This window comes from Promicromonospora sp. NFX87, assembly GCF_048564965.1.
Classification (GTDB): domain Bacteria; phylum Actinomycetota; class Actinomycetes; order Actinomycetales; family Cellulomonadaceae; genus Promicromonospora.
Genome location: NZ_CP183414.1, coordinates 22,294 through 49,251 on the forward strand (window position 1 = coordinate 22,294; position 26,958 = coordinate 49,251).

Below are 26,958 nucleotides of genomic sequence, written 5' to 3' on the forward strand. Positions count from 1 at the left end.
AACTAAGAGTATGAGAACAGCACCCGGAAGTGTCGCGACGAAGGCACCGGCCACCCGGCCGGTGCCCCGCCCGGCCGCGCACACCAAGAACCCGACCCTGGCCCGGGCGCTGTACGCACTGTGGTCCGGCGACCCGGCCGTCGTGGTGGACTCCCCTCCCGGGGCTGGCAAGACGCACCTCATCACGAACCTCGCCGAGCAACTGCACCGGCGCGCCGGGATGAGCGTCGCCATCGCAGCCCAGACGCGCGCACAGGCCTACGACGTGGCCAACCGCACCGCTCGCACCGGCGCGCCGGTCACGTTCCTCGGCAAGGTGGGCGCCATGCGCCCGACCGAGCTGGAGCAGGGCGTCACCTTCGCCTCGACCCGCTCGATGCGCCCCGACGCTGGCATCGTCGTGGCGACCACCGCCCGCTGGCTGGTCACCGACCCCAACCGGTGGCGCGCCGACGTCCTGCTCGTCGACGAGGCCTACCAGATGACCTGGGCCGACTTCGGGGCGCTGGGCGCGCTCGCCCGCGACACCGGGCAGGTCGCACTCGTCGGCGACCCGGGCCAGATCGACCCGGTCGTCGTAGCAGACACCCGCCGCTGGCAGCGGTGGGCCTCCGGCCCCCAGGTCCCCGCACCCGCCGCGCTGCGCGCCGCCATGGGCGACGCCGTGACCGTGCTGCGCCTGCCCCAGACCTGGCGACTCGGGCCGGACACCACGGACCTCATCCGCGCCCTGTACGACCTCGACTTCACCTCAGCACGCCCCGCACGATCCGTGCTGGCACCCACCGCCCTGCCCGAATACGCCGCCCACCCCATCACCATCACCAGCGGCGTGGCCGACCCCGCACTGATCCTCACCGCCGCCGACCTGGCACGAACCTTCGCCACCGGCAGCGCCACCGTCCGCACCGACGACGCCTCCCACCCCGTCACACCGAGCAACATCGCGGTCATCGCACCCCACGTGGAGCAGACGACTCTCCTGGCCGCTGCGCTCGCCGACCTGCCCGACATCTTCGTCGGCACCATCAACCAGGCCCAGGGCCTCGAACGCGATGTCGTCATCGCGATCCACCCCCTTGCGGGCCATCCGGTGGCCGAGGAGTTCGCCACCGACCTCGGTCGGATGTGCGTGGCGCTGTCCCGTCACCGGGCACACCTCGCCATGGTCACCGACGACCGAACGCCCGCCGTCCTTGCCCGGGCACTGCGCGACAACCCTGACAACGCCGCCGCACGCGCTCACCAGACGATGCTCGCGCGGCTGCTCGACCCTCCCCCACCGCCACCATGATCTCCGACCGAGGGGGAGCACCCCACCACCGCCCTGCGTGATCCTGCCCGGGTCACGCAGGGCTCCGCCGGGCCAGCCGCTCGAGGAGCTCGAGTTCAGCGCCGGCGGCCGGCCGCCGTCCGGCACGAAGTCCGCCGGCGACGGCAGGTCTACACGCTTCTCAATCCGTTCACCGTCCAGCCCGTGCGACCGCGCGATCAACCCCGCGGCGCAGGCCGGCGCCCGACGAGCAACCCACCCGTCCCACCGACGACTCGCCAGGAGGCGATTCCATTGCCCACACCCACATCCCCGACCTACCGTGTCCCCGTCCGGGCTGACAACGGCAGGTACACCCGCACGCGCGGTTGCCCAGAGGTCGAGCTCTTCCCTCACGTCAGCCCGGACAACACCTCGGAGGCAGGCGCATGAAGACCGCCGACTGGAACAAGTTCGCGGCCGCCCTGCAGGAGTGGCTGGCCAACAACGGCCCGCAGATCGTCGTGCCGGCCGCGGCGACCGTCGAGCTCGACGGCGCCACCTACCCCCCTGGGCGCCCGGTGCCAGGAGATCCTCGCCGCGGCGCGCGCCGGCGAACTCACTCCCCGCCAGATCGACACCCTGACCCACCTCGGGCAGAGGCCGTCGTTCCGCGAGCTGCTCGACCGGCTCGACGAGTGGGTTGCCGAGCACGGCACCGCCCAGATACCCCAGGCACAGGTCGTCACTGCACCCGACGGCAGCACCTACAAGCTGGGCCGGCAGGCCAACCAGATGCGCGACCGGTACACCCGCGGCACGCTGTCGGTCCCGCAGATCGTCGCGCTCGAGCAGCGGCCAGGCTGGACGTGGGGAATCTGGTACGAGCGCGCCGACCGGGTCGCGGCCTACCTGGCCGACAACGGTTCGCTGGACGGCCTGTACAACCACGACCGGGTGCTCTACGCGTGGCTGCAGCACCAGCTGCGCGCCGACCTCAAGCCCGAGCAGGCCAGCCGGCTGGCCGAGCTCACCGGCGATCATGACACCCGGTCCCACCTCGAGGTGTTCATCGACGACGTCCAGGCGTGGCTCGAGCAGGACGACCAGCGGACCCTGGCGGACCTGAAGGTCAGCGTCACCTACACCACGCCGGACGGGACCTCCGTGCTTCTCGGTAAGAAGGCTGCGAACTACCGCAGCCGGTACAACACCGGCAAGCTCGCCCCCCAGGACGTCGAGCTCATCGACGCCCGGCTACCCGGCTGGGTATGGACCCGTGCCTGACGTACCTCAGCGCCACGACAAGCTGGTCACTGCAGTCCGCCGTCGCGCCGGCGCCAAGCCGTTCGTAGCCGGCATGCCCGGCGACTCTTCACTGACGGACCTGCCACAGCTCACCCCACTCGCGGAACCTCCGTCGACGATCGCCCAGGAGGTGCACTGATGGACCTGACCGTGTGGGACGCGACCGCGGTACGGGAACTGTTCTGCGTGCTCTACGGCGGGCACCGTGACAGCCACGGCGAGTGGCACCCCAACGTGCACGAGGCCGCGCGCCGGCGGCGCGTCTCGGTGCGCACGGTGCAGCGTTGGCTCAAGGCGCGTGACGACGGCCAAGCCTCGATTCCCCCGGCCCAGCTCGCCGCGATCACAGGGCGCCGGCGCGTGCGCCGATCGGACCTACGTCGCGAGGAACTGCAGAGGATGCGCCAGAAGAAGATGCTCGAGCGCGAAGCCCTCGGCCGCGGCCGCGGAAATCTGCGCGCGGACTACAGCGAGACTGGGTGGCTCGAGCCCCACGTCGTCCTGGTCCTCGAGGACACACAGCGGCCACTGCGACGTATCGCCGTCGTCAAGGACTCGCAGACCGCGCGCCGGCGAGCTACACGCGGCGCGACGGTCGTCGACGTCTCGGTCGCCCGGAACAAGTTCCTGGCCGAACGCACCAGGTATGAGTACCTCGAGGCGGTAGGCCCGTGGCGGATCATGCTCCCCGGGCGCTCAGTTCCGACCGGGCACACCCAAGTCTGGCTCGCGAGTGCACCGCTGCCGACGACCCCTCTCAACATCGACGAGTAGATCAAGTTCCGCGTCCAGGCCCCGCCAGGCGACGTCGTGACCATCGCCTCCCCGTAGACAACAGCCACGTGACCAGAAGGATGAGCAGATGACCCAGCAGTGGATCGGCAGGCAGTTCGTCACTCGCTCGAAGCACCCCGAGGAAGCTGGACGAACCATCCAGGTCCTCAAGCAGAAGACGCCCGCCGCGTCCCTGTCGTTCGTCGTGCAGAACGTCGCTCACCCCGCCAACCCCAGCCTGGTCGGGCGCGAATCCACTGTGAGCGCCAAGACACTGAACAGTGCCTGGCTCCCCGTCGAGACCCCTGCAGGCCCAGGAGGCGGAACTTCGTTTGTCTCGCTCGACGAACTCCTAGCCAAAATCCAGGCCGAGCACGACCAGGAACACCCTGACGAGCACGCTGGTTGCCACACGCTGGTCCTGCTTGCGGGCATCCGTGCCGCACTGATCGCCTGCGACAAGGCCTCTACCGGGTCCATCGCCCCAGCGGCCATACGTGAGGCGATCGCCAGCGGTATTCGTGCCTCCTGAGCTGGAGTCTGAGCGACATCGTCGCAACAGAGGATCAGGGCGCAATCAGAACATCGTGCATCTCCAGCATCACGCTCCTGTCGTGCTCCGATGGGTCGCGCACACCACGGAGTCCCGCATCGCCTGTTTTCTGCAGCGGCGACCGTTGGTATTGGTCCCGTCGCAGCGGTGCCCCTCGCATATCGCTTCGTACGACACCTGGCCGTTCTCCCAGGCCATGACGACCTCCGCGGTCGCCTCGCAGCCTCGCTGCCCACACGGCTTCGGCCTGGTCCAGTACGGATACGCACGGATGCACCAGCTCGTGCCCACGAATGCGATGTACATCGTCTGCCGAGTGGCAGCGATCGTGGCGGCGTCGGTGCCGCGACGCGCATGGTCGTGAGCGGCGCGAGCTGAGAGATAGGCGTGGTCGCGCTCTGTTGCCGGGTCGCGCGGCGGCGGACCCAGATGCCAACCGCGCTGATCTGAGATTTCGAGCTTGTCGTTGATCATCCCGAGAGTCTCTCGACCTCTGTCAACGTGAGCCGACGTCGACGTGTACGAGCCGACGACCTCTAGCCAGGAAGGCAAGGGGTCACCAGGACTGGCTCCACCCGTCACGACTCAGGGCTGTCCGGCTCGTCGGGGCGGTGCAGGTGGTGGGCGGTGCGGTGCGGCCGTCTCTCACCGCGCGGACGCTTCGGGTGCAGCGACGGGATTCCCACGGTTGGCCCATAGCTGGCCGCGCGACCCTCGGCCGACGGCGGCACGGCGCCGGTCGCCTCATCCGGGACAGGTGCACCGGCCTCACTTGCTGGGCTTTCGCCCTGCCCGGACAGCCGCGACAGCTCCTCGAGCACGGCCTCCGGTGACATGCCGGAGAGAAGTCCCAGTGCCCCTGTGACGTCCATGCGCAGCGCCATCACGCCCGTCAGCTGCTGCTCGACGTAGCCGATCGGGCGGCCCAGGAGCTCCGCGATCTGGCCGGCGGTCAGCCCGCGAGCGCCGATGAAGGCAGCCAGAACCCTGGCGAGGTTGGGCTCGTGTGGGTTGCTCATCCGTGAGGGTACGCATCGACGGCACGGCCGCGCGACGGCAACCGTGCGAGATCTCGCCGAGCAGCTGCACGCCGCCGGTCTGCGGCTCTGCTGCGCCGGATGGTCTGTCCTTTACCGCTCACTAGTGAGCGGTAAAGGAGAGCGGCCGCGAGCGCCGCGATGCGCCGTGTAGCGCGCGCCGCTGTTCCGAAGCTGGTCCTCAGTGCTGTGTGGACGTCAGCGCCGGGCCTGCTCTGTTTCCGTGGGGCGGAAGATCATGCGGAGCACGAAGCTGGCGAGGGTCGTCAGGGAGATGAGGATGGCTGCGAGCAGTGCCGCTCGGGGTATATCCAGGCCGGTCCCTCCCCCCAGCGGTATCAGGACTTCCGTGCGGGTCAGTATCTGGTGGTCGGCGAGCCACTGCGCAACCTGGGGCCATGACGACCACAGCCAGAGGATCCCGCCACCAATCAGGATGGGGACGAGGATCATCGACCACAGCTCGTAGTCGTCCTGACGGCCGGGACCGAATTTGCCGGTCATCGTGTGCCCCCGTCCGGTGAGAGCCCCCATGAGTAGCTGACGTGCTTGACCTCCATCGGGAACTGGCAAGCGTCGAGCTCGCTGCTGACCTTGGCCAGATCCCAGTACGACTGCTGCTGAACTTCGTGGATGGTCGGAGGGCGGGTGACCAGCACCTGTCCGGCGGTCAGGGGGTAGGCGACGAGGTCCTGATCGCCGTTGTCGAGGAGCGTCACCCGCTCGATCCCGCGGTCGGACAGAACGAGAGAGTCCAGGTCCTCGACGTCGTAGACCCACGTCGGCAGGTCGGATACGGTCTGGCCGGCTCTCCCCATCCCCGAGTGCCGGAGGCGGTGCTCAGTCCTCGTCGTCATGCGGCCACCGCCTCGGCAAGCTGCCTCACCTTGTCGGGCTGGAACCCCGCCCAGGAGTCGTGGTCCGTCACGACGACGGGGGCGCCTAGGTACCCAAGGTTCTTCAGCTGGGCGAGGGCTTCGGGGTTGGCGTCCAGGTCGACCGGCGTGTAGTCGACGCCGATCCGATCCAGCAGCTTCTTCGTCGCGTCGCACTGGACGCAGGGGCTCTTGGTGTACACGGTGACCTTCATGCCTGGCTCGCTCCACCGCGCGGGGCGGCCTGGGGCCGCCCGGACGTGACGGTCGCCTTGAGTTCCTCCAGCTGCGCGAGAACCATGCCGAGAAGGAACTCTTCCGCCGGGACCAGGCCGAGCTGGTCTCGCACCTCCTGCACGGTTCTCACCTCGTCGCGAACGTGGGCAGGCCACAAGAGGGATGACACATAGAGCCGCCGATGAACCTCCTCGGCCGATAGGCCTCGAGCGTTGACGATCCACTCACCGTCGACGAGCAACGGAGCGGGCACACGCAGCGAGAAGGGTTTGAGGAACTCCAGCCCCAGTCCGACCATGAACCCAGCGATCACCCCCAGCAGGAACGCGCCGAGCACGGCCCAAAGCAAGGCGTCGCCGGGACGCCCGAGCACGATTGTGACGGCGATGATGGTGATCATCATGGCCGGTTGCTGGATCGCGCCAATGACCCGGTTGCGTGCGAGATTGCGCCGGCGAGTGTGTTCGTCGAACCCTGGATGGACAACGACAACAGAGGTCTCTCGTGCGAACACTCCAGCGTGCGGAGCGTGTACGCGCTCCTGGGTAGGCCCGGTGGGCATGGGGTGACCCGTGAGCACTGGGACCAGGTGGACCACCCACGTCGGAGGGGCGACCGTGTGCCGAGCTCCTCCACGAGGGAAGGCCTTCACCCAGGTGCCATGGCCTGCCCAGCGGCGTTCGGCGGGTGCGGATGTAGTTGGCGTCGTGACTGGCTTGTTGCTGGTCATGCTCTCCTCCGGTGTCTCGGTCTCGTCTGGGACAACGGCGCAAGATCTGGTGCGTGTGACATGGGTGGCCGACTTACTCGAGACCTGCAGCGGCTCATGCCGCTGACCTGGGCGCGGGCTGCCCCTGCAGCTTTTCGGCCCGCAGGGTTTCGTTGGCCCGCAGGGCGCCGAGTAGGTCGCTGCGCTTGGCGCGCCAGAGACGGCGCGAGAACGGGTTGACGTGCTCGTACCCGGTCTTGGCCAGCGCTTCCCGCACAGTCGCCCCGCCGTCGGCGAGCTCCTGAACGGCCTGGACGAACTGGGCTTGTTCAGAGAGTCGTCCGCCGCGCGGAGAACCCACGCGAGCACGCTGCTTGAGGCTGGCGCGCCATGCAGCCGGGTCGGTGACCAGGTCGCGTTCCTGGGCGGTCAGGCCGCCGCGCATTCCGACACGAGGCACCTGGGCACCTTCGCTGCTCAGAGCGTCAGCCAGACAGTCGCGGACCACCGGGCACGCCGCGCAGATGGTCCGCTGCTTGCGGACCTGGGCCCGGGTCGGGGCACCGTCCTTCTCATGAAACAAGGGGTCCTGCCCGCACTCAGCCCGACGATGCCAGCCGGGCCGTGCCGGCCGGCGCGCACCGAGGACGAGTTCTGCCCACGCAGCGAGCAGCTGCTCGCGAGCAACGTTCTTGATCGGCGGCCGATATGCCGAAGGGTTCATCATCTTGCGGTCCCCCTCTGGGTGTGGACGGCACCTCAAGCAGAGCCGGGCCCGGTCGCTGGAGACGCACAGATCGGGATCGAACCGGTGTGCCGTGCGCCGAGAGCCGTCTCCCTCATGCGGAAGCACCGACCAGCTCGTTGTCTGGTTCAGGCTCGGGACGGCGGACCTCGACGACGTCGTCGCTCGGGAGCGAAAGAGTCCCGTCCGCGCCGTCGTCGTCACGCCACGCGATCGAGACGTAGCCGTCCTCGTCCTCGTCGAGTTCCTCGATGCCTTCGACCGCCGCCCACAGCCCGAGCTGATCGTCGACGCACAGCAGATCTCCGATCTCCACGCGTGAGACCGCGGCAGGGGCCGCTTCGAGGTAGCCATCGAACGGATCGAACTCAGGCGGCTCGTGGTGGTCATGGTGCTCGGCGCTCGCCAGCGGGGCGTCCTGCTCACCGGCTGAGCGCTGGACGCCGTGGAGCGAAGGCAGCCCCGGGAGGGCAGGTCGGCGAGCGCGTGGCTTGGCTGGGACGAGCGTTGCGTCCATGACCTGGAACCACTCGCTGATGTCGTGGCCGTCAAGGTCGACGTCGTCGCCCAGCTCGATCTGCTTGGGCGGGTGGTTGGTATTGGCAGGCCGGAGGTTGTCGAGGAGCTTCTGGTCGGACTTGTTGTCGTTGTGGTTGGTGCGGCGCGGGTCGGGGGTCCACAGGACCTGCACCTCCTCGACGCGCTCGTCCTCGGTGAGGCCGGTGCCGCGGCCGCGGATCTTGCGCGGCACGGAGACTCCCAGGTAGTACGACTCCCACATCATCTTGGCGCCCTCTGGCGAGAGTCGGCCGAGCGAGAAGCGGGTGTCGAAGTTGTCTCGCATGGAACCGGTCAGGAAGTCCGCGTCGGGACGCTGGGTGCCCAGGATGATGTGGACGTGGCCGGAGCGGCCCTTTTCGGCGATCGCCGCGACCCACTCGAAGACGGGGCACTTGGTCGGCAGTCCCTTGATGCCCGCCTTGGCTTCGGAGTACCAAGAGTTCACCTGCCTGAAAAAGTTGCGGTACTCGTCCAGCACCAGGACCAGCGGTTCGAAGTCGTCCTCGGTCGCGACTTCGTTCTCGATGGCCTCGTAGCGGCGTTCCATCTCGTCGTGGGCGAGCTTGATCGTGGCGATCATCTCGGCGACCGTGGTGGACACCATCTCGACGTTCGGCCAGTCGCGCAGGCCCATGAACTCGATGCGTTTGGGGTCGCAGATCCAGACCGGCCACCCCCGGCGGGCGATCTCCATGATGGCGCCGTTGATGGCCACCGTCTTGCCGGTGCCGGTCTTGCCGGTGATCAGCATGTGCGGTCCGGATCCCTTGAGGTTCCAGACCACGAGGTTCTCGTCCTCGTCGACAGCGACGGGAATGCGCCATCGGTTCTCGTCCGTGATCGGTGCCGGCTTGTGCGGCACGGCGGTGGGCATGACGGGCCGGCGTTCGAACGTGACCTCATCCTTGGTCAGTTCCCACTTCGCGCGCCAGCGCCCGTCCAGGAGCGCCGTCAGCGAGTTCTCGATGCCCTTGCGGACCTGCTGGCGTGCGGCCTTCGCCTTGAGCTTGTGCTCCACGCGCATGCGGTTGACCTGGTCGCCGTCATAGGCGAATTGGATGGTGGCCGACTCGCCGAACAGGTCCTGCAGGAGCTCACGGCTGCGCTTGACCTCGGACGGCTCGACGACGGGTGCTACCGATCGGAAGGTGATGCGGCAGCGGCGCTGGTTGTGCTTGCTGATCTCGAACGTGAGGCCGGTCCGTTGCTCGAGGACCTTCTTGAGCTTGCCTCGCAGGTCCGGCCCGTCGTCGACGGTGGGCGAGTAGTCGATGACGACCCGGGTGGGCAGGCCTCCGGTCACCTTCGACCAGCGCAGAACTTTCACGGAGGCGCGCACCGGGCGGGGGTAGCCCTGGAGCTGAGTCGCGGCCACGACGATGCGGTCGAGGATCTCGTCGCGGTGCAGCTCGCGCGCCCACAGCAGGCCGCTGACCACTGCGCCGGCGGCGCCGGCGGTCAGGCCGGGTCCGGCCGCCTGCTCGTAGCCGGTCAGTGTCGCCCCGCCGAAGGCGGCGAGTCCCGCCGCGACGCTGGCTGCGCATCGGCCGGGCCAGGCTGACCGACGGCGCGGCAGCATCGGTATCGGCGCCCGGGTGGGTGGCGCTGTCTTGAGACTCATCGAAGCTCCTAGATCGGGTGCTACCCCAGACAACGGCGCGGATCGGGGCGCGTGTGACACCCGTGTTTCCGTTTGGGCGCCTTGCACCGGGGGGCTACGCTCGCGACGACCGACTTGTCGCTAAGGAGCGAGCGAATCCCCTCCTCGCAGCTGTTGTTCTTCCCACGGGCTACTCGTCAGGTTCGTGCAGGCTCCTGGGCACGTTCTGGCCGCTTACTGGCTGACGTCGAGCGCCGCCCAGGCTTGAGCTGAGTGGTCGCCTTGCCCGTGTTCTCGCCGTTCCCGTGCCTCATTCCGGCACTGGACAAGGGGGTACCGACGAGCCCAGAGATGCGATGGCGCGCTTCAGGAGGCGGGTTGGCCGAGGGCGACGCCCTGCCCGGCGAGGAACACCCTGGGATCGATCGCCTGCCCGTCCTGGTGCACCTCGAAGTGCAGATGACATCCCGTGCTGGTGCCGGCGCCGGCAGGGTCGATCGACCTGTCTCCTCCCATCGAGGCGATCTGCTGCCCGGCCGACACCGTGTCCCCGACGGCGACCTGGTACGTCCCCGAGAGCACATGCCCGTACACGGTGCCCAGCCCATTGCCGTGATCGATCCGGACCTCGTTGCCCGTGCCCCACTGCGTCAGCCCAGCCACGGTGACGACGCCGTCAGCGGCCGCGTACAACGGAGTTCCGCAGGCCGCGGCGACATCCGTCCCCTGGTGGAAGGTCGACGCCCCGGCCGTCGGCGCGGTCCGGGGGCCGAACCCTGAGGCCAGGCGCCCCTCGGCGGGGTTGGCCCAGCCGTGAACGCCCACGTCGACCTGCTGGCCCGCCGCCGAGCACGGGCCGCGCGTCGACGCGTGGGAGGTTCCCGGCAGCTCGGAGCTTCCGGTGAGCGCTGCGACGACGTCGACCGCCGAATCCCAATACTTGGCGTAGTGGTAGGGGTCAGCGTTGCGCTGGGCCTTGTGCGCCACGATGGTCGGCTCCAGCGTCTGCCAAGCGTCGACCTGCAGGAGCCGGTCATAGAACCTCGAGGCCGCGCCGGCCGGATCCATGCGCTCGGCGACCGTGCCGTACCACTTCTGTTCCTGGAAGACGCCGATCGAGCTGGTCAGCGACCCATCCGGGTTCCGCACCCCGTACCGGTCGTCGCCATAGTCGACGTTGCGCAGCCCCGACTCCCCCATCCCGGTCATCACCGCAATGGTCTGGGCCCGCACCGGCAGCTCGCGCTCGGCACCGACGGCGATGATCGTCGCCGCGATCGCGAGCTGCTCACCGCCGTAGCCGGCAACATCGTCGCCCTCGTACTGACCATCCAGCTGAGCGGTGGGCCCATTGGCCCAGCACGCCTCGCCGGCGCCGCCCGACCCGGAAAACTGAGTGGCCGCCGTCAGGCCGACGACCGCGACCACGGGAGCGCCCAGCAACACGGCCAGGAGCACGGCCAGCCCAGTCGCCACAGCGAGCGCGGTCTTCACGAGTCGACCGGGACGATCTTGTCCGCAAGCCACGGGCTCGCGCCGTCAGCCCGCACGAGGGTCACCTCGTACGGACCCGCCCCCGTCGGGACGGTCGCCACCGCGAGCAACGCGCTGGCGGTGGGCGAGACCTCAGCGCTCCCGGTACGCGAGGCCGCCGGCAGCGCCTCTGGCGGCACCGTGTTGTAGACCGCGCGCGCAGCTGGGGTCAGGAGGACGGACAACCGGTCCCACCACCGTGTGTCCGAGTCCAGATAGGCGTCGACAAGGTCCTCGGCGGCGCTCGCGGCTGCGGCGCGTTCCTCTCGGCCCCAGGACGCGCGCGCCACCGGGGACGGAGCTCCGGCCAGGTCATAGCCAGGCTCCGATTCGTCCGCGCCAGGCGCCGCGGGCGTGGGCGTCGCCCCGGCGCGCTCGCCACCGGGCGCCGCCTCGGCGGGGGCGCTGGGCATCGGGGCCGCGATGCCTGGCGGCAGTGCCCCTTGTCCAGCGCCCGGTGGCTCGTCTTGCTGCGCCCACAGGTACCCGGCCGCGCCCACTGCGAGAGCCGTCAACGCCCCCAGGAGCAGGGCCCGCCTCACCGCTGGCCTCCGGTGGACTTGACGCGCGCTGGCTTAGACGCCGGCCTCGGCGTCGACGGGACCGCCGGCGGGGGCGGGTAGGTCACTGTGGGCGAGCTGCGCTGCGCGGTGTCGAGCTGCTTGCGCACGGTGAGGTTCTGCGTGCTGCGTACTGCCCCCTGGGCGGTGCGGGTAGCGCCGTGAACGGTCTGGACGACTCGGACGACCTTCGCCGCCTTCGCCGCGCCGGTCACCGCGGCCGATGATCCGCCGGACGCTGCAATGACCCCTGCCTGCACCGCCGTCTTCGCTCCCCTGGCAACCACCTTTCTCAGCCTGCGCACGTGTGGGCTCGGCGTGGCCCTTGCTGTACGCGAAGCGAGCTCGGTGCGCCGGAGTCGGACCGCAGGCTCGGCAGCTCGTGCTCGACCCGGGCCTACCGGTGCGGGCTGGGGACCAGCTGGCACGAGGCTAGGAGCTGGCGGAGGCGGCGCGGCCGGACCGCCGACGGTTGGTGGGCCGGCTGGGCCGCTCGGCACGGTCGGATGCGGCCCTGGGCCTGAGCTACCGCCCGGACGCGACGGAGGCGTGCCGCCCGGCGGAAGTGGTGCAGCTGGCGGCATGCCGGTGGCTCCAGGGCTGGGCGGTGCGATCGAGCGCATCTGTGGCTGCGCCGCGCGCGCTCCGGCCTGTGAGCGGGTCCAGTATTCCCAGCCCCAGTCGGCCATGCGGGCCATCGTGAAGATCTTCTGAGGTTCGGCCGGCTTGCGACCGTGAGGGCCGAGCTGGGCGATCTTGTCCCCGAGGTTGCGCATGGCTCGCTTGATGCGCACTCGGAAGGCGATCAGCACGATGACGCCGGCGACGATCAGGACGTTGGCCAGAGTCATCCGCATCTGCCAGGGCACGGGGGCGCTCACTGAGAAGAACGCCAGCAGCAGCTTCATCCACATGACGATGAATCCGATGCAGACCGCGATCATGATCGCGGCGAAGCCGACGTCGGCGAATGTCCTCATCAGCGCGGCACGTGGCCCTCCAGGGACGATGCCGGTCACCAGTAGGACGACGAGCTTGATGGCGGACCAGGCCGCGCCGAGCACGGTGATGAACAGGACGGCGACCAGGCCGAGGCTGAAGAATCCAAGGGCGCCTGCGGTGAGCAGGAGGCTGGTGGTGCCAGCGAATTTGAACGCATTGGGCTGGTCCGACCAGGTCTTGTAGGCGGGGTCGCACTCGGCGACCATCTCGCGGGCTGCCGTCTCGTCGGTCTCGGTCAGGGACCGGTCGTAGACGTCCTCGCACCGGGTGCCGTCGATGATCTCGCCGTAGTTCATCATCTGGTGCGGTGCCCGGATCAGTGTGTCGGTCAGGGACCCGATGGTGGCTTCTCGGATCAGGGTCTGGTCGCTTGTCTGGACGCGACCTTCGGTGACCACCGCGGTGGCGATGTCCATGCCAGCGTCTCGCCCGGAGTAGATGACTCCGTCGGGACCGGCGACCATCGCCCAGGGGTTGGACAAGACGTAGACCGCGAGACCCGCGATTGTTGCGCCGATGAGCAGTTCCGCGATGCCGCCGCCGTAGCGGCCGCGCATCAGCCAGAACCCCACGACGGTCGCCAGGATGGCCAGCATCAGCGGCATCAGGCCGATGTAGCCCATAACCGACTGTGTGAGGACGGAGACCGCCTGCATCGGAGTCAGCAGCCACTCGACCCACACCATGGACAGTGCCCAGTCCAGCAGCCAGATCATCGCTGAGGTGATGAACCGGTAGATGTCCCAGTACATGACCGTCAGCAGATTCCAGATCATCAGCTGCGCGTCAGCCGGGTTCAGCGGGTTCCCGTTGTACAGGGTCAGGTCGAACTGGAGCACGGAGATCCCGCGGGAGTCGTAGACGACCGCGGCGCCTCCAGTGGATTCCTGGTCGGCAGCCTGGACAAGGGCGTACGAGATCCCCGTGCGGCTCATCGGGCCACGTCCTGGTCGGGTGTGGTGAGGACGGCCTCGGCACGCTCGGGCACGAAGGGCAGCAGGATCTTCCCGCGGCCGTATCGAGCCTGGAAGTCACGGATGAGGCATTCACCTCGCCGATGGAAGGGCGTGCCGTCGGCGGTCACCGGGGAGGTGCCCTGGCTGATCAGGTCGATCAGGTCCTGGGCCACGGGCTGGTCTGGCTTCAGGCCGTAGAGCCAGCGCAGTCCGCGCACGGCGAGGTTCGCGTCACGGTGTCGCATCAGTACGCGGAACGGGATCAGGCCCCGCAGGACCTCGCCCCCGAAGTCTTCCTCGGCATCGTGGGATCCGAGGATGACCGCCGCCTTGTGCTTGCGCCCGTCACGGATGAACTCGCCGAGCTCCTCCTCACCCTCAGGGGAGGCGGTGAGGCCGTGGGTCTCGTCGGCAGCCAGGATGTCCAGGCGGGTGCGGTCGGCGAAGCACCGGTGTCGGGCGATCGACATGATCAGGGCGTAGACGGCACGACCGAAGATCTTCTCGACGCTCATCTGCGCGAACCGGTGCGACGAGTTGAGCTCGTCGTTCTTTGGCAGCTTGAGCTGGTGCGTGCGGAACACCAGCGCCGGTGCGTCGAGGTCGACGGCCGGCAGCGATGGGTCGAAGATCGCAGCGGCGAAGTCGAGTCGTGCATGCCCTTGTATGCGGCGGGCAAGACCCTTGGCACCAGCGATCTTGCACCCATCGGCCAGGTGCGCGAGCAGCCCTGGCAGGCTGTCGATCTGGTGCGCGTCCAAGTACTTGGACTCGAGTACCTCTCCCAGGAGCACTTCCTCGTCACTCCCAGCGGGCAGCCGCAGCAGTGGAATGAGGAACGACCGTGCCACTCGGCTACCAGTGGAGGACCCGAAGAGCCTGAGCGGATCGATGCTGAACTGCGCACGCTCAGTGACCTCGACGCTCACAGAGCCAGGCATGCCTGCGACCGCCTGCGACCACTCCCCCATGTCTGTGCGGTCGATCGCGGTCAGCGTGGCGCCACGGTCGACGGCATCCAGCGCCAGGCGCTTGCAGGCGAGCGACTTTCCAGCACCGAGCTCTCCGACAAACGCGACGGCCATAGCCACGTCCAGCGTCGACCCCGCTCCCGCCAGGTCGACGAGCACCGGTCGCGGCTGCCCGGCAGATGTCTCGAACGCCAGGAGGCTGCCCTGTTCGTCCCCGAGCTCCGTCGTGATCAGCGGAACCGCGGCCGCGAAGTTGTGGGCCGTGGTGACTTGGGACAGTTCGCGGACGGCTCGCGGGGTGGACGTGCCGGGCAAGCTCGCCCACCAAAGAGCCTCTTGCGCTGTCGGGTCGGTCACGAGACGAAACTGCGCGCTGGCGAAGAACTTCGTCAGCATCCGACCCTTGTCCATCGCCTTGGCAGGAGTCAGCGCGCCGACAGCGAAGATCGTCGTCGACTCGACCTCGACCTCCAGCTCGTCCGAGTCGATCAAAGCCTGATACTCGCCGAGCGCCTCCGCCGCGATACCCAGCTGACCACCGCTGGCCAGCTGCTCCCCCACACGCTGCTCCGTCTGGTCGGCCAGCTGGGTGCTCGCGCGCCGGTTCCGCGCCGAGACCTCCTCACGCTGCCGGATCGTCAGCCGAATCGCCCAGTCGATCTCCTCTCCGCACTCCTCGACGCGACCGATCCACTCCCCGCCCGGGAAGACCACACCTCCAGACGGGACTCCCGCCACGGCGAGCATGACCTGGTACGAGGGCGTCCCCGTATCCGCACTGACGACCTTCAAGTACCGACGGGCAAGCACGTCCGTCGGGCTCAGAACCTTCTTCCCGTCATCCGAAGTCCCGCAGGGGTCAAGCAGGGCAGACGGCACCACAGCACCGGACTGCAGCTGTGACTCCAATCCCCCAGGCGCGTCCGGCACCCCGAGATCCATCCGCAGCCCTCGTTGCTGGGCATGGACATGCAGCCACACCACCTCAGCCACGCTCGCCGACGTCGCCCCGAACACCCGCGGGATCTCCTGCTCCACACGAGCCGCCTGCGCCCTCCTGGCCTCGACCTGACCCGTCGACGGCCCACCTCGAGGCAGAGCCAGCGCATCAGCGAATCCCGACCACGCAGCGCGCACAGGCTCAGCCCACCCGCTGCCGGCGTTGGAGAGCGGCACCGCGAGGTAGAACACCCGGCGAGCAAGCTTGATGTCTTCAAGCTGATCCAGCGTCGCGACACATTCAGCGGCCCACTGCGGGTGCCGCTCGATCTCCAGCCCACGCATCATCCGCGCGATCAACTCAGCCGGATCCGTCTGCGCGCAGACGCCCAGGAGCAGACCCTCGCCTCTCAGGCCGCGCAGCAACGCGGTGTGCGCCGCCCGCACCTCCTCCTTGGCGTCGTCAGACCGGTACCCGTACGGCAGACCCCTCAGGCGCCAGACCGCCCACACCACGCCGCCGCGGGTCCACATCAGGTTCCCGGCCATCGCCGACAGCTCGCCGATCATGCGGAGGCCTCCCTGCTCGCTATGGCTGCCGCCAACAGCCGGCCTACGCCGCTCAGCGGAGCTACCCCCGTCATCTCCACCTCGGCCGGCTCTACCTGCTCCACCTGCTCCACCTGCTCCACCTGCTCCACGGGTACGAGGTGCGAAACATCCACCGAGACAGCAGCAGTGGGAACCGCCATCCGATAGGTCACCACACGGCACCGCGGCGCTCGCAGCGGTCGTAGGTCGAGCAGGCCACCCGCCGGACGGAGCAACAGCAGCGCCATGTCGAGTACCCAGGACAAGGGGTTTCTGCCTGTCCGAGGTAGCTTCCCGGCTCCCCAGGTGGCAGCGGCAACGACTGCTACTCCGAAGACCAGGTTCATCAGTCCGCCGAAGCGGGCCCAGATCCACGTGGTCTGCCAAAGGAGGAAGGCGGTACCCAGGAACGTGACGACCTGTCCGATGGTGTACGGCCCATACGGGATCGGCGCGCCGCCCACCAGCCGCCCGATCAGCGTCGGGATCCGACGGGCGACGGTGTAGAACCGTGCGGGTTCACGATCAGTCACGAAGCGCTCCTTAGATCTGAGGGTGGTTGGATCAGACGGCCAAGGGCACGGTCAGTGCGGCGCTGGCGAACTGCTCTCCAGCGAGCTGGGAGATGAGCTGAATGCCGCCACCGACCACGAGCCAGAGCACCAGTCCCCCCATCAGGCAGACCACGAAGACTGCCGCCGCGGCCATGCGGGTCTTGATCACGATTCCGGCTACCGTCGCCACGACACAGAGGATGACCACCGCGTAGAGCGCCTGGGTCGCCTCTGATGCCTGGGTCTCGACGAAGTCGAACAGGCCGTCTGCGTATACGGCGGAATGGGCGCTGATCGTGCTGGTGAGGCTTTCGATCTCGTACATCAGTTGTCTCCTTCGGTAGTTCCAGCCGGCTGAGGTCGGCTGGTCGCGTCGTGGTTGGTCCGAGTGACCTCCCACCGCCCTGCTCTCGCGGTCAGGGTCAGGTGGTACTGGCTCGTGACGGTCTCTCCGTCGGTTCGTGTGAGCTCGACCTCTGCGACGACCGCTGCTTGCTGGCCTTCCGCCGGCTCGTCGGGGTCTGTCACGTCGTCGCGCGCCGTCAGCGCGGTCAGGGAGACGGCCTCGTATGGGGCTGGGGCGATCGGGGCGAGCACGGTCTCCGGGCTCGTGTAGCGATCGATCGGACCCGTCCCCGTCAGGTAGGCCGTAAGAAAGCCGGTGATGGAGTCACCCAGTTCGCCGGACACCGACAGCGTTCCCCCGAGGTCCTCGCTGGTGTCGTTCAGGCGAACCGGCGCAGCCACAGGGGCTGGCAGGGCGGACGCGACGAGCCCGGTCCCGTACGCGGTCTCTGCAGCCTGGACCGGCACTTCGTAGTAGCGCCGGATCCACGAGACCTGCCAACCATCCTTGGCAGGATCCGCGACATCGGCGCCGACCAGAACGATCCAAGCTCCTTCGCCAGCCGGCTGGATCTGTGCTGGTGCCGCATCCCGCACATGCATGGGTGTCGCGGGCAATGCCGCAGGTACCGCGGGGTATAGCCGTTCCAGGTCAGAGTCGTCGCCCTCCGTTGCCGTGAGCCACGCCTCGACGACCTGGACGGCGTACTCCCCCGCCAGTGATCCAGCACCCTCCGACGATCGCTGCGCCTGCACGGGCTCAGGACTGGTCTGGTTCGCGAGTGCTGCAACTAAGGCAATCGGCCCGCAGGCCAGGGCTGCGAAGAGCCCCACGGTCACTGCCCGGGTCTTGAGCACCGAGCCTCCGGTCCACTCGATCCCGCGCTCGGCAGGACGCTCTTCGGCCAGCGCCGCCCCTTCTGTGGGTTCGTCCGCGGGTCGTGAGCGTCGAACCAAGGGGAGCCTCATGTCTCCTCCACAGCTGATGACTGCAGCAGGTCTTCAACCCGCGCGCGGGCCGCGCGACTCCCTGCAGCGCGCGGGCTGCTCAAGACCTCCCCCAGAGCGATCAGTCGCGCGGGGGTCAGGTTCGTGCCGAGGGGATCGGTCGAGAGGTCCTGGACGACCTCGTCCACCAGCGGCCGAATCTGCTGGCGGGCGTGATGCAGGTCGGCAATGTCGCGCAGACGGGAGATGAGAGGCAGCTCGGTCGTCATGTCAGTGGCTCCAGGGGTGTGGTGGGCTCCATGACCCTGACAACGGCGCAGTTGGACGCGCGTGTGACAGCGCGTCGCGATCTTTTTCTCCTGGCCCTCCCCTTGTCTGCGGCGCCCTGACCAGGTCGGATCCTCCCCGACGCGCGATGTGATCCAGATCACATCTTTGGCCGTCCGCTGGACAACGGTCTCGGACAAGGGCTGATGCGGAGCGTCGGGTGCAGACCTACCGAAGGGGGCTGCACCCATGTCCGCACCAGTACGAACCGTCGCGGCAGTACCGACCGTCATCACCGACCTGATCCTCGAGTGGGAGGCGCTCATCCGGCAGGGCTCGTTCGCGGACCAGCTCGACGCCTGGCTCGAGGCGTATCCCTGCCTGCGGGACGCGATCACACCCACCGATGCCGTGGTGGACCGTTCGGAGCAGGACGAGGCGTTCCATGCGCTCTTGTCGGCACACCGGGCTGGAAGCTACGCGGCCGGTCGGCTCGTCCTGCAGTGCATGCTTCCGGCCATCCGCAAGATGGTCGCTCGCGGAGGGCACCGGTACGGCTCCGGTCATGAAGCGGCTGCCGACGCAACCGCAGCGATGTGGACGGCCATCGCAACCCACGACCTCGATCGCCCCAGCAAGGTCGTGTCGCGACTCTGGTCACGCGCCCTGGATGCCTTCACCCGGCCCAACGGCCGTGCCGCGACGATCGTAGAAGTGGCCGCGTCAGATGCCATGATCGAGAGCGTGGCCAACTCCCGAACCCGCCTCGCCGGATCGTCGGCTGATGCCCAGCACCTCCTCGGGGCGACAGGCGAAGTCCTGGAGGTCCTCGCTTGGGGGCTGGACAACGGCATCATCCGACCGGAGGAGGCGGCACTCCTCACCCGGCTGTATGCCCCCGACCCCGATCTGCCGGAGTACGAAACGCTCGTCGACACGACCGCAACGGACCGATCAGGGCGCCCTCGTCCTCACTCGCGTTTCCAAAGCCGCGTTGCCGATGAACTCGGCCTCAGCCACGACGTGGTTCGACAGCGCGCAAGCCGTGCAGTCCGACGCCTCGCAGAAGGGGTCCAGGCGGCCCTGTGAGCGACTTTTGGGCCATCCCCGGTGTCTCGGTCCATTCCGGTGGGTCTGCGCGCCTCTGAGGCGCACGCGCGCAAAGCCGTTTTTCGTGGCATTTCAGACCGGTCACTCCCTGGATATGTATGCCGATACGGCAGTAAAGCCGCCAGTGAAGGCCTGGATACACCTGAGATCCACGCCCGTTGCGCGTCGGTATTTGACGCTGGACGTGCCCGCTCTCGGTCGGGACCTGGCCATGGTTCGGCCGTTATGCCGTCCGCATACGGCTGCTCACCCGTGTTCTTTGGGTCAGCCCCCGGTTGCTTCTGGGTTGACGACTAACCTGCATACGGCTGCTATACCACCAGTGGCCGATGTACTTCCGAGGCCTGTACTGCCAGGTGACGGCACTACGACGGCTAGTAGATAGTCAGCGTCGCGCTCGCTACAGCCCGACTCCTGGCTGTATAGGAGTCGACTCATCGCTATATAAGTACGCGCGCCGCGCCGCTGACTGGCAGCCTACTAGGCTTCTACTGGCTGGCTACTGGCCGGGTACTGGCTGGCTACTGGTCGCCTACTGCCTTGCTTACCGCCGGGCGCCCATCTAGGACGCGCTGACTTCTCGCCCCTCACCGGCTGCTTTACCGTTGGTCTACAGCGGCCTCCACAGGAGTGACCGGCTGGTGGTGCGCGAGTGTGCTATCTCCATACGGCTCGATACCGACGCTCAACTGACCGTCTACCGACCCGATGATCACTGCTATCGGGCTTGTCCCGGGCAGGTACCGGGGGTAACCTGCGCAGGGTACCTGCCGGATCCACGTGCTGAACCAGTGCCGCCGACGCTTGCAACGCGCTCGTCCACGGCCCGGCACGTGTCAGATCACAGCCACGAAGGGCGCATACGCGATGTTGACAGACGACCAGTGGTACAGCCTCAGGCGAGTCATAGCCGTGGCGAACGCCAAGGGAGGCGTTGGCAAGACATCGATCACCACCAACGTCGGCGCGCTACTCGCCGACGAGGGATTCAAGGTCCTCATCATCGACTGGGACCCACAGAACAACACACGACACGACCTGGGCTACGCGACGGACAACGGACTCGCCGCCTTCCAGGCAGTCAGCACCGGTCAGCCTCTTCCCGTCATCGCCAACGTCCGCGAGCGCCTCGATGTCGTCGCGTCGGGCGACTTCACCAAGAGCCTTAAGGCGGTGCTGCGAGACCTGGGAAACCGCGGTCCGGCTGGGCGTATGGAGCAGCTCGAGGCTCTGGCCGTCGCGCTTCTTCCCATCGCACCTCGCTACGACTTCATCCTGATCGACTGCCCGCCTGAGGCGGAGCTCCTTCAGGAGATCGCTCTCGGCACGGCGCGGTGGCTTCTTGCGCCAGTGAAGTTGGATAGTGCGTCGCTGGACGCGCTGGCAGATGTCGCGGGTGTGTTCGTCCGTGTCCGGGAGGAGATCAACCCCGGCCTGGATCTTCTGGGTGTCGTCCTCTTTGATTCCGACACTTCCGCGTCGAGTCTCCGTGAGAGCGCGAGCACCAAGATCCGTCGGGATTTCGGGTACTCCAGCACGTCTGGTGATGGGGACGCACTGGATCTGGATGACCCGCTGTTTCAGGGATTCGTGCGCCACGCTCCGAAGCCGTCCTCGTTGGCGCGCGAGCAGGGCGTCCTCGTCTTTGAGCTTGAGGACGCAGGGGTTCAGGTCCAGTCCGGAGAGCCGACCGAGAGTGACGAGGAGCAGGCCGCGGCGAGTGTCACTAGCCGTCTCGCGCGGAGTCGAGGTGTCCGCGTGACGAAGTCGATGTCCGGACTTGCGGCTGACTACCAGCGAGTGGCCTTGCAGAGCATCGACAGGATTCAAGCGGCAGAGAGCGCCGAGGAGATGGAGGAGGTTGCGCGATGAGCGACGACGAGAAGAACCTGGGCGCGATGTTCGCCAAGAGTGGCGGTCGGGGTAGGGGAGCGATCGCTGAGCGCGTTAAGTCGGCGGCGGTCGCTCGGGACGACGTTCCGTTGACTCCCGTTCCGACGCCGGTCGTGCCGGTGACCGATGCGGAGCCCTCGGACGAGGACGCGCCGGCGACGCCGGATCTTGAGCCGGCCCAGAAGGCGGCTGCGGGCTCCAAGAAGAAGGCGTCGGCGAAGAAGGCTGCCCGGCCTGCTTCGAGTGGGGCCAGTGACTACTCGCTGTATGTCCCGATCCAGATCCTGCCTGAGTTCCGGAAGCGCCGGGCAGAGGAGGGAACGCAGAACGCCCTTCTCGTGTTCGACGCAATCGAGGAGCTGGTTGAACGGGATGCGAAGGACCCCTACGAGCGGCTGCGTGGCTTTGTCCAGGCGTCGCTCGTCGGCGGAGCGAAGAAGCCAGCTCAGGCCAGCCTGTTCGAAAGGAAGCCGACTAGGGCGCAGAACAGCCCGTACGCCGGGCCGACGGCTCCGATCGTTCTTCGCCTCACGCCGACCAATCGCGACGTCTTTGACGACCTCGTCGAGAAGACAGGGGCCAAGGACCCCGGTCATCTTGCGTCCGTCGCCCTCGTCCACTACCTCGGTCTTGCCGAGGCCTGAAGAACTTTCCAGCAGGGGGAGTCAGTTCATGTCGAGCATCACGCACGCCGAACCCGCACCGCCGGCAACCCGCACCGCGCCGCCGGTGCCAGCTCCTGTGCGGACCAAGCGCAAGCCCGCACGGACGGCACTCGGGATCGCTCTGGTTGCCGCCGCGGCCCTGACGGGAGGCTGGTACGCGAACTCGGTATCCAACACCACCCAGGTGGTCGTCACCGGCGCCGACGTGAGCCGAGGACAGCAGCTCGCCGCTGGTGACCTGCACGTCATCGAGGTGCCCACGACAGTGGGAGCGCTCGCGACAGTGCCAGGTGACCAGATCGACGCCCTTGTCGGGCAGTTTGCCGACCGGGACCTCCCGGCCAACACCTTGCTCGACCCGGCGGCCGTCGCCCCGGAACTCAGCCCTGCAGCTGGGCGGTCCGCTGTCGGGCTCGCGCTCACGCAGTCCCAGATGCCACCGCGCACTCTCGTGTCGGGTGATCAGGTTCGGATCGTCGAGACGCCCGTCACCGGTGGAGACCCGCCGGTCGAGTCGCCCCGTGCGATCAGCGCCACCGTGGTTTCCTCAGAGCTGGCGGCCACCGGCGACGTCACCATCGTCGAGGTGGAGGTTGACCAAGCACAGGCGGCCGACCTGGCCGCGCGAGCAGCGACTGGCCGTATCGCGCTCGTGGTCGACCCTGCGGGGGAGTGACAGCATGCTGATCACTCTCGCATCCGCCAAAGGCGCACCTGGGGTCTCCACCACGGCCATAGCGTTGGCGATCCATTGGCCGCGGCCCGTGGTCATCCTCGAGGCCGACCTCTCCGGGTCGTCGATCATCCCCGGATACCTGCGCGGCCAGATCAAGCACGACCGGGGCGTGCCCCGGCTCACGATCGCGCACAACAATGGCCACCTCGCCGACGAGCTCCCTACGCAGACTCTGCCCCTGGATCCTCGACGACCAGCTGACGGCCCGCTCCTGATCCCTGGCCTGTTCGACGCAGGAACTGCCACGGCGGCCAAGGACCTCTGGGGGCCTCTGGCCAGCCACCTGGCGAGCCAGAAGGACCACGACACCATCGTCGACCTCGGCCGGCTGGATGCCGTCAGCGACCACCGTGACGCCTTCATTAGGCTCGCTGACCTTTCGCTTCTGGCCAGTACGTCTCGACTTCCCGACATCCTCGCGACCCGACACCTCGTGCGGCGTCGTGAGGCAAAAACCACCGAGGGTGCGCGCGCATTCACGAACCTGCGCAGCCTCACCATCGGGCCGGGCAAGCCGTATACGGCGAAAGAAGTCGCCGAGACCGTCGAGCTCCGGGCCGTCGAGCCCGTGGGATGGGACCCCAAGTACGCGAGCGCCTTCAGCGACGGTGTTTCGCGTGCGCCCCGGGAGTATTCGAAGTCAGAGTTTTCTCGTTCGATCGACAAGCTTGCTGCGGATGTGTCGCGTCAGGTTCGTGAGCGTGAGCTGCAGCTGCGACCACGAAAGGTGCGGTCATGACTGGTCCCGGTGAGCCTCCTGCTATTTCGAGTCTTCCTGTCTACGACTCGCCTGTTCCGGAGCCTGGTGTCGTTCAGGAGGTGTCTCCGTGGGCGTCGTCGTCGGTCACTGACAAGCTCACGGCGCGACGAACCGCTGGTGGTACCGGTGGGGTGACCAGTGGCGTGGTCGCCTCGCAGGCCACGCGGGGTCACGTGGGGGAGGCGCAGCGGGTCGTGCAGGAGGTGCGCCGTGTGCGGCCGTTGCCTGCGGATCCGTCGTTCTGGCGGCAGGTCACTGGGCTTCGGGAGCAGGTTGCTACGCGGTTGTCGCAGATCTTGGCGGATCGGCAGATGGATGACGAAGCGCGGCAGGAGCTGGGGAGGGAGCTGATCAGCCAGGTGGTCACGGACCACTCGGCGGGGCTGCTGGAGGGTGGGAGCACTGGATTGACCGATGGTCAGCGCTCGGATCTGACGCGGGCCTTGTTCGATGCGATGTTCCGGCTCGGCCGGTTTCAGCCTTTGGTGGATCGGGAGGATGTCGAGAACATCGAGATCACCGGCAATGACGACGTCCTGCTGCAGCTGGTGGACGGTTCGTTTGAGGAGGCTGCGCCGGTGGCTGAGTCCGACGCTGACTTGGTTGAGTTCCTTCAGTTCCTCGCGACCCGCGATCCTGCCAATGAGCAGGCGTTCACGCGCTCGAACTACAAGCTTGAGATGCCGCTACCAGGCAGGGCCCGGTTGGCGGCCATCTACTGGGTCGTGCCGCGGCCTCGCGTCACGATCCGTCTCCAACGTATTCAGCGCGTGGACCTGTCATGGCTGCGCAGGGCTGGTGAGCTCGACCTCGTGCTCGAGCGATTCCTTGAAGCCACGGTGCGTGCACGGCGCACGATCGTTGTTTCGGGTAAAGGGCAGGGCAGCGGGAAGACCACGTTGCTCCGGGCGCTGTGCGCTTGTATTCCGCGGATGGAGTCTGTCGCCACGATCGAGGGTGACTATGAGCTCTACCTGCACGATGATCCCGAGCGGCACCGTCGGGTGATCCCGATGCAGGCGCGGACCGGGGCAGGGGAGATGACCGCTGCCGGTACTCGGGTCGGCGCAGCCCCGACCGGGCTCCTGCTGCATGACTCGCTGCGGCACAACGTCGATCGCATCATCGTCGGCGAGGTGCGGGGCGCTGAGATCGTGACCCTGTTCGAGGCCATGCAGGCTGGCAACGGGTCGATGTCAACGGTTCACGCTGACTCTGCGCGCGACGTCGTGGAGCGCCTTGCTGGTCTGGCCGCGCGGGACGCGACCCTCTCCGAGACGTTCGCCTATCGCCAGGTCGCGCAGACCATCGACCTGATCGTGTACCTGGATCGGCGCCAGCGCCCTGATGGCTCCTGGCACCGGTACATCACCGAGATCATCGAGTGCACCAGGGGGGAGCAGGGCAACCCAGTCGCGACCAGCACCATCTTCGGGCCGGACGAGAAGGGGCGCGCAGTGCCGATGAACCCGCCCACGTTCCTCGACGAGCTGGTCCGCGGGGGTTTCGATCGTTCGTTGCTGAACTACCGCGATGGTCTCTGGGATGCGGACGACCAGGCCGAGGGGGGAGCAGCATGAGCCCCACGATCATCGGGATGGCCGTCGCGGCAGCGCTCGCCGGCGGTGGGCTGCTTCTCGTCACAGGGATCCGCCAGCAGCCGGCGGACGCTGCACCTGCCCCAGGGAGGGCCGCTGCACAGGCGCTGGTCGCAAGGCTCCTGGCCGCAACCGGCCTATCCGGTTCGGATCCTGCCATCCGGAGACGTCGGCAGTTCGTCGTGGGGGCTGCGATCGTCGGCCTGGTGCTGGCCTTGATGACCGGCTGGTACATCCTCGTGCTGGTCCTTCCCGCCGCGGTCCTCGGCCTTCCCGTGCTGATCCAGAGGGCGCCTGCCGCGAACGATCTGCAGCGGCTGACCGACCTCGATGCCTGGGTTCGGTCGTTGGCCGGCATCCTCGTCGGCGGAGGATCAGGCCTCGAACAGGCGCTGCGCGCAAGTCTTGGAAGCGCACCGAGCACCATCCGACCGCACCTCGGGCGCCTCATCGCTCGCCTGGATGCCCAGCAGCCCATCAAGCCCGCCTTGGAGCTGTGGGCCCATGACATGAATGACCACACCGCCGACATCGTGGCCATGGCGCTGATCCTGGAGTCCGAGCGCCGTGAGGGCGGAGTCGGCGAGGCATTGGCAGAACTAGCCGACAGCGTGTCGAACCAGGTCAAGGCCCGGCGTCAGATCGAGGCCGACCGGACCGGATACCGCGTCTCAGCACGGATCGTCACGGCCATCACGCTCGTCGTCATCGGTCTCATGATCTTCAGCGGCACCGGCATCGAGCCCTACAAGACACCCGTCGGACAGTTCATCGCTCTTGTCCTGCTCACCGCGATCACCGGCTGTCTGCTTTGGATCCAGAAGCTATCGGCCGGCAAGCCGATCCCGCGCCTGATGCCCGACCGCATGGGAGGTTCCCGATGACCTGGATCGTCGCCGCATTCATCGGTGCCACCGCCGCGGCCGGCATCTACCTCCTCATTCTCGAGCTACTGCCCACCGAACCCAGCCCCTCTCACGCCATCGCACGGATGAGCGGCACCGATCGGCCGACAATCATCAGAGCACCGTCGACCGACACGAAGGACCGCGTCGGAGGGTGGCTCGAAACCCGCATCCCAGAGCACTACCTGCTGCGCATCACACCGTCGGCCGCTGACCTCGAGCTCATCGGCGGTTCCCGTACCTCGCTGCTTGGTGAGAAGGCATTGGCGATGGTCCTGGGCCTGTTCGCGCTGCCGGTGCTGGCGCTGGTGCTCTCTCCGCTCGGTCTGCCACTCACCCTGCCGGCCGCGCTCACCCTCGCGTTCGTCGTCGCCGGGTTCGTCCTGCCAGACCTCGAAGCCAAGGCCAAGGCCAAGGCGGCCCGGGCCGACTTCGCCCGAGCCGTCACGGCCTACCTCGAACTGATCGCGATCGAACGGATCTCTGGATCCGGCGCCACGCAGTCGATCAAGGACGCCGCCCGCGTCACCGACTCCTGGCCCTTCCAGCGGATCACCTACGCACTCGACCACGCCCAGAACGCCGGACACCCCGCATGGCAAGGCCTGGCAGACCTCGCTGAGGACATCCAGGTCGACGAGCTGCGCGACGTCGCGAACATCATGAGATCGGCCGCTAGCGAGAACGCGGCCGTGTATGCCCAACTGCGCGCACGAGCACGGAGCCTTCGCTCCTCGCAACTCGCCCGTGAACAGGAGAGCGCCGCGGGGGCGACAGTCGTGTTCACGTTTCCGGTCTTCGTCCTGGCTGGCATCTTCTGCGCGATGCTGCTCTACCCAATGCTCCAGCTCCTGTAACCGATCACATAACGACCGCTAACCTCGTTTCGCCAGCGGAACTAACTTTCTGGCGAAAACTGACACCTACTCGATGTCACACCAGGCGCCTCCAGCGCCGTTGATATAGGTAGCGGG

At 67.7% G+C, this 26,958-nt stretch carries 28 protein-coding genes; 12 read left to right on the forward strand and 16 right to left on the reverse strand.

What is annotated here, in order from left to right:
• Nucleotides 1-10 precede the first annotated feature (10 nt).
• The 4 genes from ACNYC2_RS29450 to ACNYC2_RS29465 all read left to right on the forward strand — a co-directional run bounded on the left by ACNYC2_RS29450 (nucleotide 11) and on the right by ACNYC2_RS29465 (nucleotide 3,866).
• Nucleotides 11-1,294 carry an AAA family ATPase gene (locus tag ACNYC2_RS29450; RefSeq protein WP_419708021.1) on the forward strand — a complete coding sequence of 428 codons (1,284 nt, stop codon included), beginning with the start codon at nucleotides 11-13 and terminating at the stop codon, nucleotides 1,292-1,294.
• 753 nt (nucleotides 1,295-2,047) lie between these two features.
• Nucleotides 2,048-2,539: a hypothetical protein gene (locus ACNYC2_RS29455; protein ID WP_419708022.1), complete on the forward strand. Its 492-nt coding sequence runs from the start codon at nucleotides 2,048-2,050 to the stop codon at nucleotides 2,537-2,539.
• 159 nt (nucleotides 2,540-2,698) lie between these two features.
• Nucleotides 2,699-3,334 carry a hypothetical protein gene (locus ACNYC2_RS29460; protein ID WP_419708023.1) on the forward strand — a complete coding sequence of 212 codons (636 nt, stop codon included), beginning with the start codon at nucleotides 2,699-2,701 and terminating at the stop codon, nucleotides 3,332-3,334.
• Nucleotides 3,335-3,422: 88 nt separating this feature from the next.
• Nucleotides 3,423-3,866: a hypothetical protein gene (locus ACNYC2_RS29465; protein ID WP_419708024.1), complete on the forward strand. Its 444-nt coding sequence runs from the start codon at nucleotides 3,423-3,425 to the stop codon at nucleotides 3,864-3,866.
• Between the two features lie 69 nt (nucleotides 3,867-3,935).
• On the opposite strand, the gene ACNYC2_RS29470 is transcribed toward ACNYC2_RS29465, so the two are convergent.
• The 16 genes from ACNYC2_RS29470 to ACNYC2_RS29545 form a co-directional block, all read right to left on the reverse strand.
• A complete protein-coding gene (locus tag ACNYC2_RS29470; RefSeq protein WP_419708025.1) occupies nucleotides 3,936-4,361 on the reverse strand; it encodes a hypothetical protein in 426 nt (141 codons plus the stop codon).
• A 104-nt stretch (nucleotides 4,362-4,465) separates the two neighbouring features.
• Nucleotides 4,466-4,906: a hypothetical protein gene (locus tag ACNYC2_RS29475; RefSeq protein WP_419708026.1), complete on the reverse strand. Its 441-nt coding sequence runs from the start codon at nucleotides 4,904-4,906 to the stop codon at nucleotides 4,466-4,468.
• 216 nt (nucleotides 4,907-5,122) lie between these two features.
• Nucleotides 5,123-5,428, reverse strand: a complete 306-nt coding sequence (locus ACNYC2_RS29480) for a hypothetical protein (protein ID WP_419708027.1) — start codon at nucleotides 5,426-5,428, stop codon at nucleotides 5,123-5,125.
• The gene (locus tag ACNYC2_RS29485) at nucleotides 5,425-5,781 is read right to left on the reverse strand and encodes a hypothetical protein (protein ID WP_419708028.1); all 357 of its coding nucleotides are present in this window, start codon (nucleotides 5,779-5,781) and stop codon (nucleotides 5,425-5,427) included. The genes ACNYC2_RS29480 and ACNYC2_RS29485 overlap by 4 nt, the downstream gene beginning before the upstream one ends.
• Complete coding sequence (gene nrdH / locus ACNYC2_RS29490) at nucleotides 5,778-6,014, reverse strand: glutaredoxin-like protein NrdH (RefSeq protein WP_419708029.1); 237 nt, start codon at nucleotides 6,012-6,014, stop codon at nucleotides 5,778-5,780. Before nrdH ends, ACNYC2_RS29485 begins: the two co-directional genes overlap by 4 nt.
• The gene (locus tag ACNYC2_RS29495; RefSeq protein ID WP_419708030.1) at nucleotides 6,011-6,439 is read right to left on the reverse strand and encodes a hypothetical protein; all 429 of its coding nucleotides are present in this window, start codon (nucleotides 6,437-6,439) and stop codon (nucleotides 6,011-6,013) included. Before ACNYC2_RS29495 ends, nrdH begins: the two co-directional genes overlap by 4 nt.
• A 421-nt stretch (nucleotides 6,440-6,860) precedes the next feature.
• Entirely contained in the window at nucleotides 6,861-7,472 is a 612-nt protein-coding gene (locus tag ACNYC2_RS29500) for a WhiB family transcriptional regulator (RefSeq protein ID WP_419708031.1), read from the reverse strand.
• A gap of 112 nt (nucleotides 7,473-7,584) precedes the next feature.
• Nucleotides 7,585-9,672 carry an FtsK/SpoIIIE domain-containing protein gene (locus ACNYC2_RS29505; protein ID WP_419708032.1) on the reverse strand — a complete coding sequence of 696 codons (2,088 nt, stop codon included), beginning with the start codon at nucleotides 9,670-9,672 and terminating at the stop codon, nucleotides 7,585-7,587.
• Nucleotides 9,673-10,017: 345 nt separating this feature from the next.
• Nucleotides 10,018-11,145: a M23 family metallopeptidase gene (locus tag ACNYC2_RS29510; protein ID WP_419708033.1), complete on the reverse strand. Its 1,128-nt coding sequence runs from the start codon at nucleotides 11,143-11,145 to the stop codon at nucleotides 10,018-10,020.
• Nucleotides 11,142-11,597 (reverse strand): hypothetical protein, encoded by a 456-nt coding sequence (locus tag ACNYC2_RS29515; RefSeq protein ID WP_419708034.1) that lies wholly within the window; start codon nucleotides 11,595-11,597, stop codon nucleotides 11,142-11,144. Before ACNYC2_RS29515 ends, ACNYC2_RS29510 begins: the two co-directional genes overlap by 4 nt.
• 125 nt (nucleotides 11,598-11,722) lie before the next feature.
• Complete coding sequence (locus ACNYC2_RS29520; RefSeq protein ID WP_419708035.1) at nucleotides 11,723-13,681, reverse strand: hypothetical protein; 1,959 nt, start codon at nucleotides 13,679-13,681, stop codon at nucleotides 11,723-11,725.
• Nucleotides 13,678-16,182 carry an ATP-binding protein gene (locus ACNYC2_RS29525; RefSeq protein ID WP_419708036.1) on the reverse strand — a complete coding sequence of 835 codons (2,505 nt, stop codon included), beginning with the start codon at nucleotides 16,180-16,182 and terminating at the stop codon, nucleotides 13,678-13,680. The genes ACNYC2_RS29520 and ACNYC2_RS29525 overlap by 4 nt, the downstream gene beginning before the upstream one ends.
• Nucleotides 16,179-16,736 (reverse strand): hypothetical protein, encoded by a 558-nt coding sequence (locus tag ACNYC2_RS29530; RefSeq protein ID WP_419708037.1) that lies wholly within the window; start codon nucleotides 16,734-16,736, stop codon nucleotides 16,179-16,181. The genes ACNYC2_RS29525 and ACNYC2_RS29530 overlap by 4 nt, the downstream gene beginning before the upstream one ends.
• Before the next feature lie 31 nt (nucleotides 16,737-16,767).
• A complete protein-coding gene (locus ACNYC2_RS29535) occupies nucleotides 16,768-17,082 on the reverse strand; it encodes a hypothetical protein (RefSeq protein WP_419708038.1) in 315 nt (104 codons plus the stop codon).
• Complete coding sequence (locus tag ACNYC2_RS29540; protein WP_419708039.1) at nucleotides 17,082-17,960, reverse strand: conjugal transfer protein; 879 nt, start codon at nucleotides 17,958-17,960, stop codon at nucleotides 17,082-17,084. The genes ACNYC2_RS29535 and ACNYC2_RS29540 overlap by 1 nt, the downstream gene beginning before the upstream one ends.
• A 107-nt stretch (nucleotides 17,961-18,067) precedes the next feature.
• Nucleotides 18,068-18,319, reverse strand: coding sequence for a hypothetical protein (locus ACNYC2_RS29545; protein WP_419708040.1), 252 nt, complete (start codon nucleotides 18,317-18,319; stop codon nucleotides 18,068-18,070).
• A gap of 247 nt (nucleotides 18,320-18,566) precedes the next feature.
• Here ACNYC2_RS29545 and ACNYC2_RS29550 point away from each other — a divergent pair, with 247 nt between their 5' ends.
• The 8 genes from ACNYC2_RS29550 (at nucleotide 18,567) to ACNYC2_RS29585 (ending at nucleotide 26,841) form a co-directional block, all read left to right on the forward strand.
• Entirely contained in the window at nucleotides 18,567-19,406 is an 840-nt protein-coding gene (locus ACNYC2_RS29550; RefSeq protein WP_419708041.1) for a hypothetical protein, read from the forward strand.
• A gap of 888 nt (nucleotides 19,407-20,294) precedes the next feature.
• Nucleotides 20,295-21,299 (forward strand): ParA family protein, encoded by a 1,005-nt coding sequence (locus ACNYC2_RS29555; RefSeq protein WP_419708042.1) that lies wholly within the window; start codon nucleotides 20,295-20,297, stop codon nucleotides 21,297-21,299.
• Nucleotides 21,296-21,964, forward strand: a complete 669-nt coding sequence (locus ACNYC2_RS29560; protein ID WP_419708043.1) for a hypothetical protein — start codon at nucleotides 21,296-21,298, stop codon at nucleotides 21,962-21,964. Before ACNYC2_RS29555 ends, ACNYC2_RS29560 begins: the two co-directional genes overlap by 4 nt.
• A gap of 28 nt (nucleotides 21,965-21,992) precedes the next feature.
• Nucleotides 21,993-22,661, forward strand: coding sequence for an SAF domain-containing protein (locus ACNYC2_RS29565; RefSeq protein WP_419708044.1), 669 nt, complete (start codon nucleotides 21,993-21,995; stop codon nucleotides 22,659-22,661).
• Between the two features lie 4 nt (nucleotides 22,662-22,665).
• Nucleotides 22,666-23,460: a hypothetical protein gene (locus tag ACNYC2_RS29570; RefSeq protein WP_419708045.1), complete on the forward strand. Its 795-nt coding sequence runs from the start codon at nucleotides 22,666-22,668 to the stop codon at nucleotides 23,458-23,460.
• A 332-nt stretch (nucleotides 23,461-23,792) separates the two neighbouring features.
• Nucleotides 23,793-25,061, forward strand: coding sequence for a CpaF family protein (locus ACNYC2_RS29575; RefSeq protein ID WP_419708046.1), 1,269 nt, complete (start codon nucleotides 23,793-23,795; stop codon nucleotides 25,059-25,061).
• Entirely contained in the window at nucleotides 25,058-25,963 is a 906-nt protein-coding gene (locus ACNYC2_RS29580; protein ID WP_419708047.1) for a type II secretion system F family protein, read from the forward strand. Before ACNYC2_RS29575 ends, ACNYC2_RS29580 begins: the two co-directional genes overlap by 4 nt.
• A complete protein-coding gene (locus tag ACNYC2_RS29585; RefSeq protein ID WP_419708048.1) occupies nucleotides 25,960-26,841 on the forward strand; it encodes a type II secretion system F family protein in 882 nt (293 codons plus the stop codon). The genes ACNYC2_RS29580 and ACNYC2_RS29585 overlap by 4 nt, the downstream gene beginning before the upstream one ends.
• Nucleotides 26,842-26,958: the final 117 nt, after the last annotated feature.

Bases quoted from the DNA above. Each gene is read 5' to 3' on its own strand.
- ACNYC2_RS29450 (WP_419708021.1), top strand. From the start codon at position 11: ATGAGAACAGCACCCGGAAGTGTCGCGACGAAGGCACCGGCCACCCGG.
- ACNYC2_RS29455 (WP_419708022.1), top strand. From the start codon at position 2,048: ATGCGCGACCGGTACACCCGCGGCACGCTGTCGGTCCCGCAGATCGTC.
- ACNYC2_RS29460 (WP_419708023.1), top strand. From the start codon at position 2,699: ATGGACCTGACCGTGTGGGACGCGACCGCGGTACGGGAACTGTTCTGC.
- ACNYC2_RS29465 (WP_419708024.1), top strand. From the start codon at position 3,423: ATGACCCAGCAGTGGATCGGCAGGCAGTTCGTCACTCGCTCGAAGCAC.
- ACNYC2_RS29470 (WP_419708025.1), bottom strand. From the start codon at position 4,361: ATGATCAACGACAAGCTCGAAATCTCAGATCAGCGCGGTTGGCATCTG.
- ACNYC2_RS29475 (WP_419708026.1), bottom strand. From the start codon at position 4,906: ATGAGCAACCCACACGAGCCCAACCTCGCCAGGGTTCTGGCTGCCTTC.
- ACNYC2_RS29480 (WP_419708027.1), bottom strand. From the start codon at position 5,428: ATGACCGGCAAATTCGGTCCCGGCCGTCAGGACGACTACGAGCTGTGG.
- ACNYC2_RS29485 (WP_419708028.1), bottom strand. From the start codon at position 5,781: ATGACGACGAGGACTGAGCACCGCCTCCGGCACTCGGGGATGGGGAGA.
- nrdH (WP_419708029.1), bottom strand. From the start codon at position 6,014: ATGAAGGTCACCGTGTACACCAAGAGCCCCTGCGTCCAGTGCGACGCG.
- ACNYC2_RS29495 (WP_419708030.1), bottom strand. From the start codon at position 6,439: ATGATGATCACCATCATCGCCGTCACAATCGTGCTCGGGCGTCCCGGC.
- ACNYC2_RS29500 (WP_419708031.1), bottom strand. From the start codon at position 7,472: ATGATGAACCCTTCGGCATATCGGCCGCCGATCAAGAACGTTGCTCGC.
- ACNYC2_RS29505 (WP_419708032.1), bottom strand. From the start codon at position 9,672: ATGAGTCTCAAGACAGCGCCACCCACCCGGGCGCCGATACCGATGCTG.
- ACNYC2_RS29515 (WP_419708034.1), bottom strand. From the start codon at position 11,597: ATGCCCAGCGCCCCCGCCGAGGCGGCGCCCGGTGGCGAGCGCGCCGGG.
- ACNYC2_RS29520 (WP_419708035.1), bottom strand. From the start codon at position 13,681: ATGAGCCGCACGGGGATCTCGTACGCCCTTGTCCAGGCTGCCGACCAG.
- ACNYC2_RS29525 (WP_419708036.1), bottom strand. From the start codon at position 16,182: ATGATCGGCGAGCTGTCGGCGATGGCCGGGAACCTGATGTGGACCCGC.
- ACNYC2_RS29535 (WP_419708038.1), bottom strand. From the start codon at position 17,082: ATGTACGAGATCGAAAGCCTCACCAGCACGATCAGCGCCCATTCCGCC.
- ACNYC2_RS29545 (WP_419708040.1), bottom strand. From the start codon at position 18,319: ATGACGACCGAGCTGCCTCTCATCTCCCGTCTGCGCGACATTGCCGAC.
- ACNYC2_RS29550 (WP_419708041.1), top strand. From the start codon at position 18,567: ATGTCCGCACCAGTACGAACCGTCGCGGCAGTACCGACCGTCATCACC.
- ACNYC2_RS29555 (WP_419708042.1), top strand. From the start codon at position 20,295: ATGTTGACAGACGACCAGTGGTACAGCCTCAGGCGAGTCATAGCCGTG.
- ACNYC2_RS29560 (WP_419708043.1), top strand. From the start codon at position 21,296: ATGAGCGACGACGAGAAGAACCTGGGCGCGATGTTCGCCAAGAGTGGC.
- ACNYC2_RS29565 (WP_419708044.1), top strand. From the start codon at position 21,993: ATGTCGAGCATCACGCACGCCGAACCCGCACCGCCGGCAACCCGCACC.
- ACNYC2_RS29570 (WP_419708045.1), top strand. From the start codon at position 22,666: ATGCTGATCACTCTCGCATCCGCCAAAGGCGCACCTGGGGTCTCCACC.
- ACNYC2_RS29575 (WP_419708046.1), top strand. From the start codon at position 23,793: ATGGATGACGAAGCGCGGCAGGAGCTGGGGAGGGAGCTGATCAGCCAG.
- ACNYC2_RS29580 (WP_419708047.1), top strand. From the start codon at position 25,058: ATGAGCCCCACGATCATCGGGATGGCCGTCGCGGCAGCGCTCGCCGGC.
- ACNYC2_RS29585 (WP_419708048.1), top strand. From the start codon at position 25,960: ATGACCTGGATCGTCGCCGCATTCATCGGTGCCACCGCCGCGGCCGGC.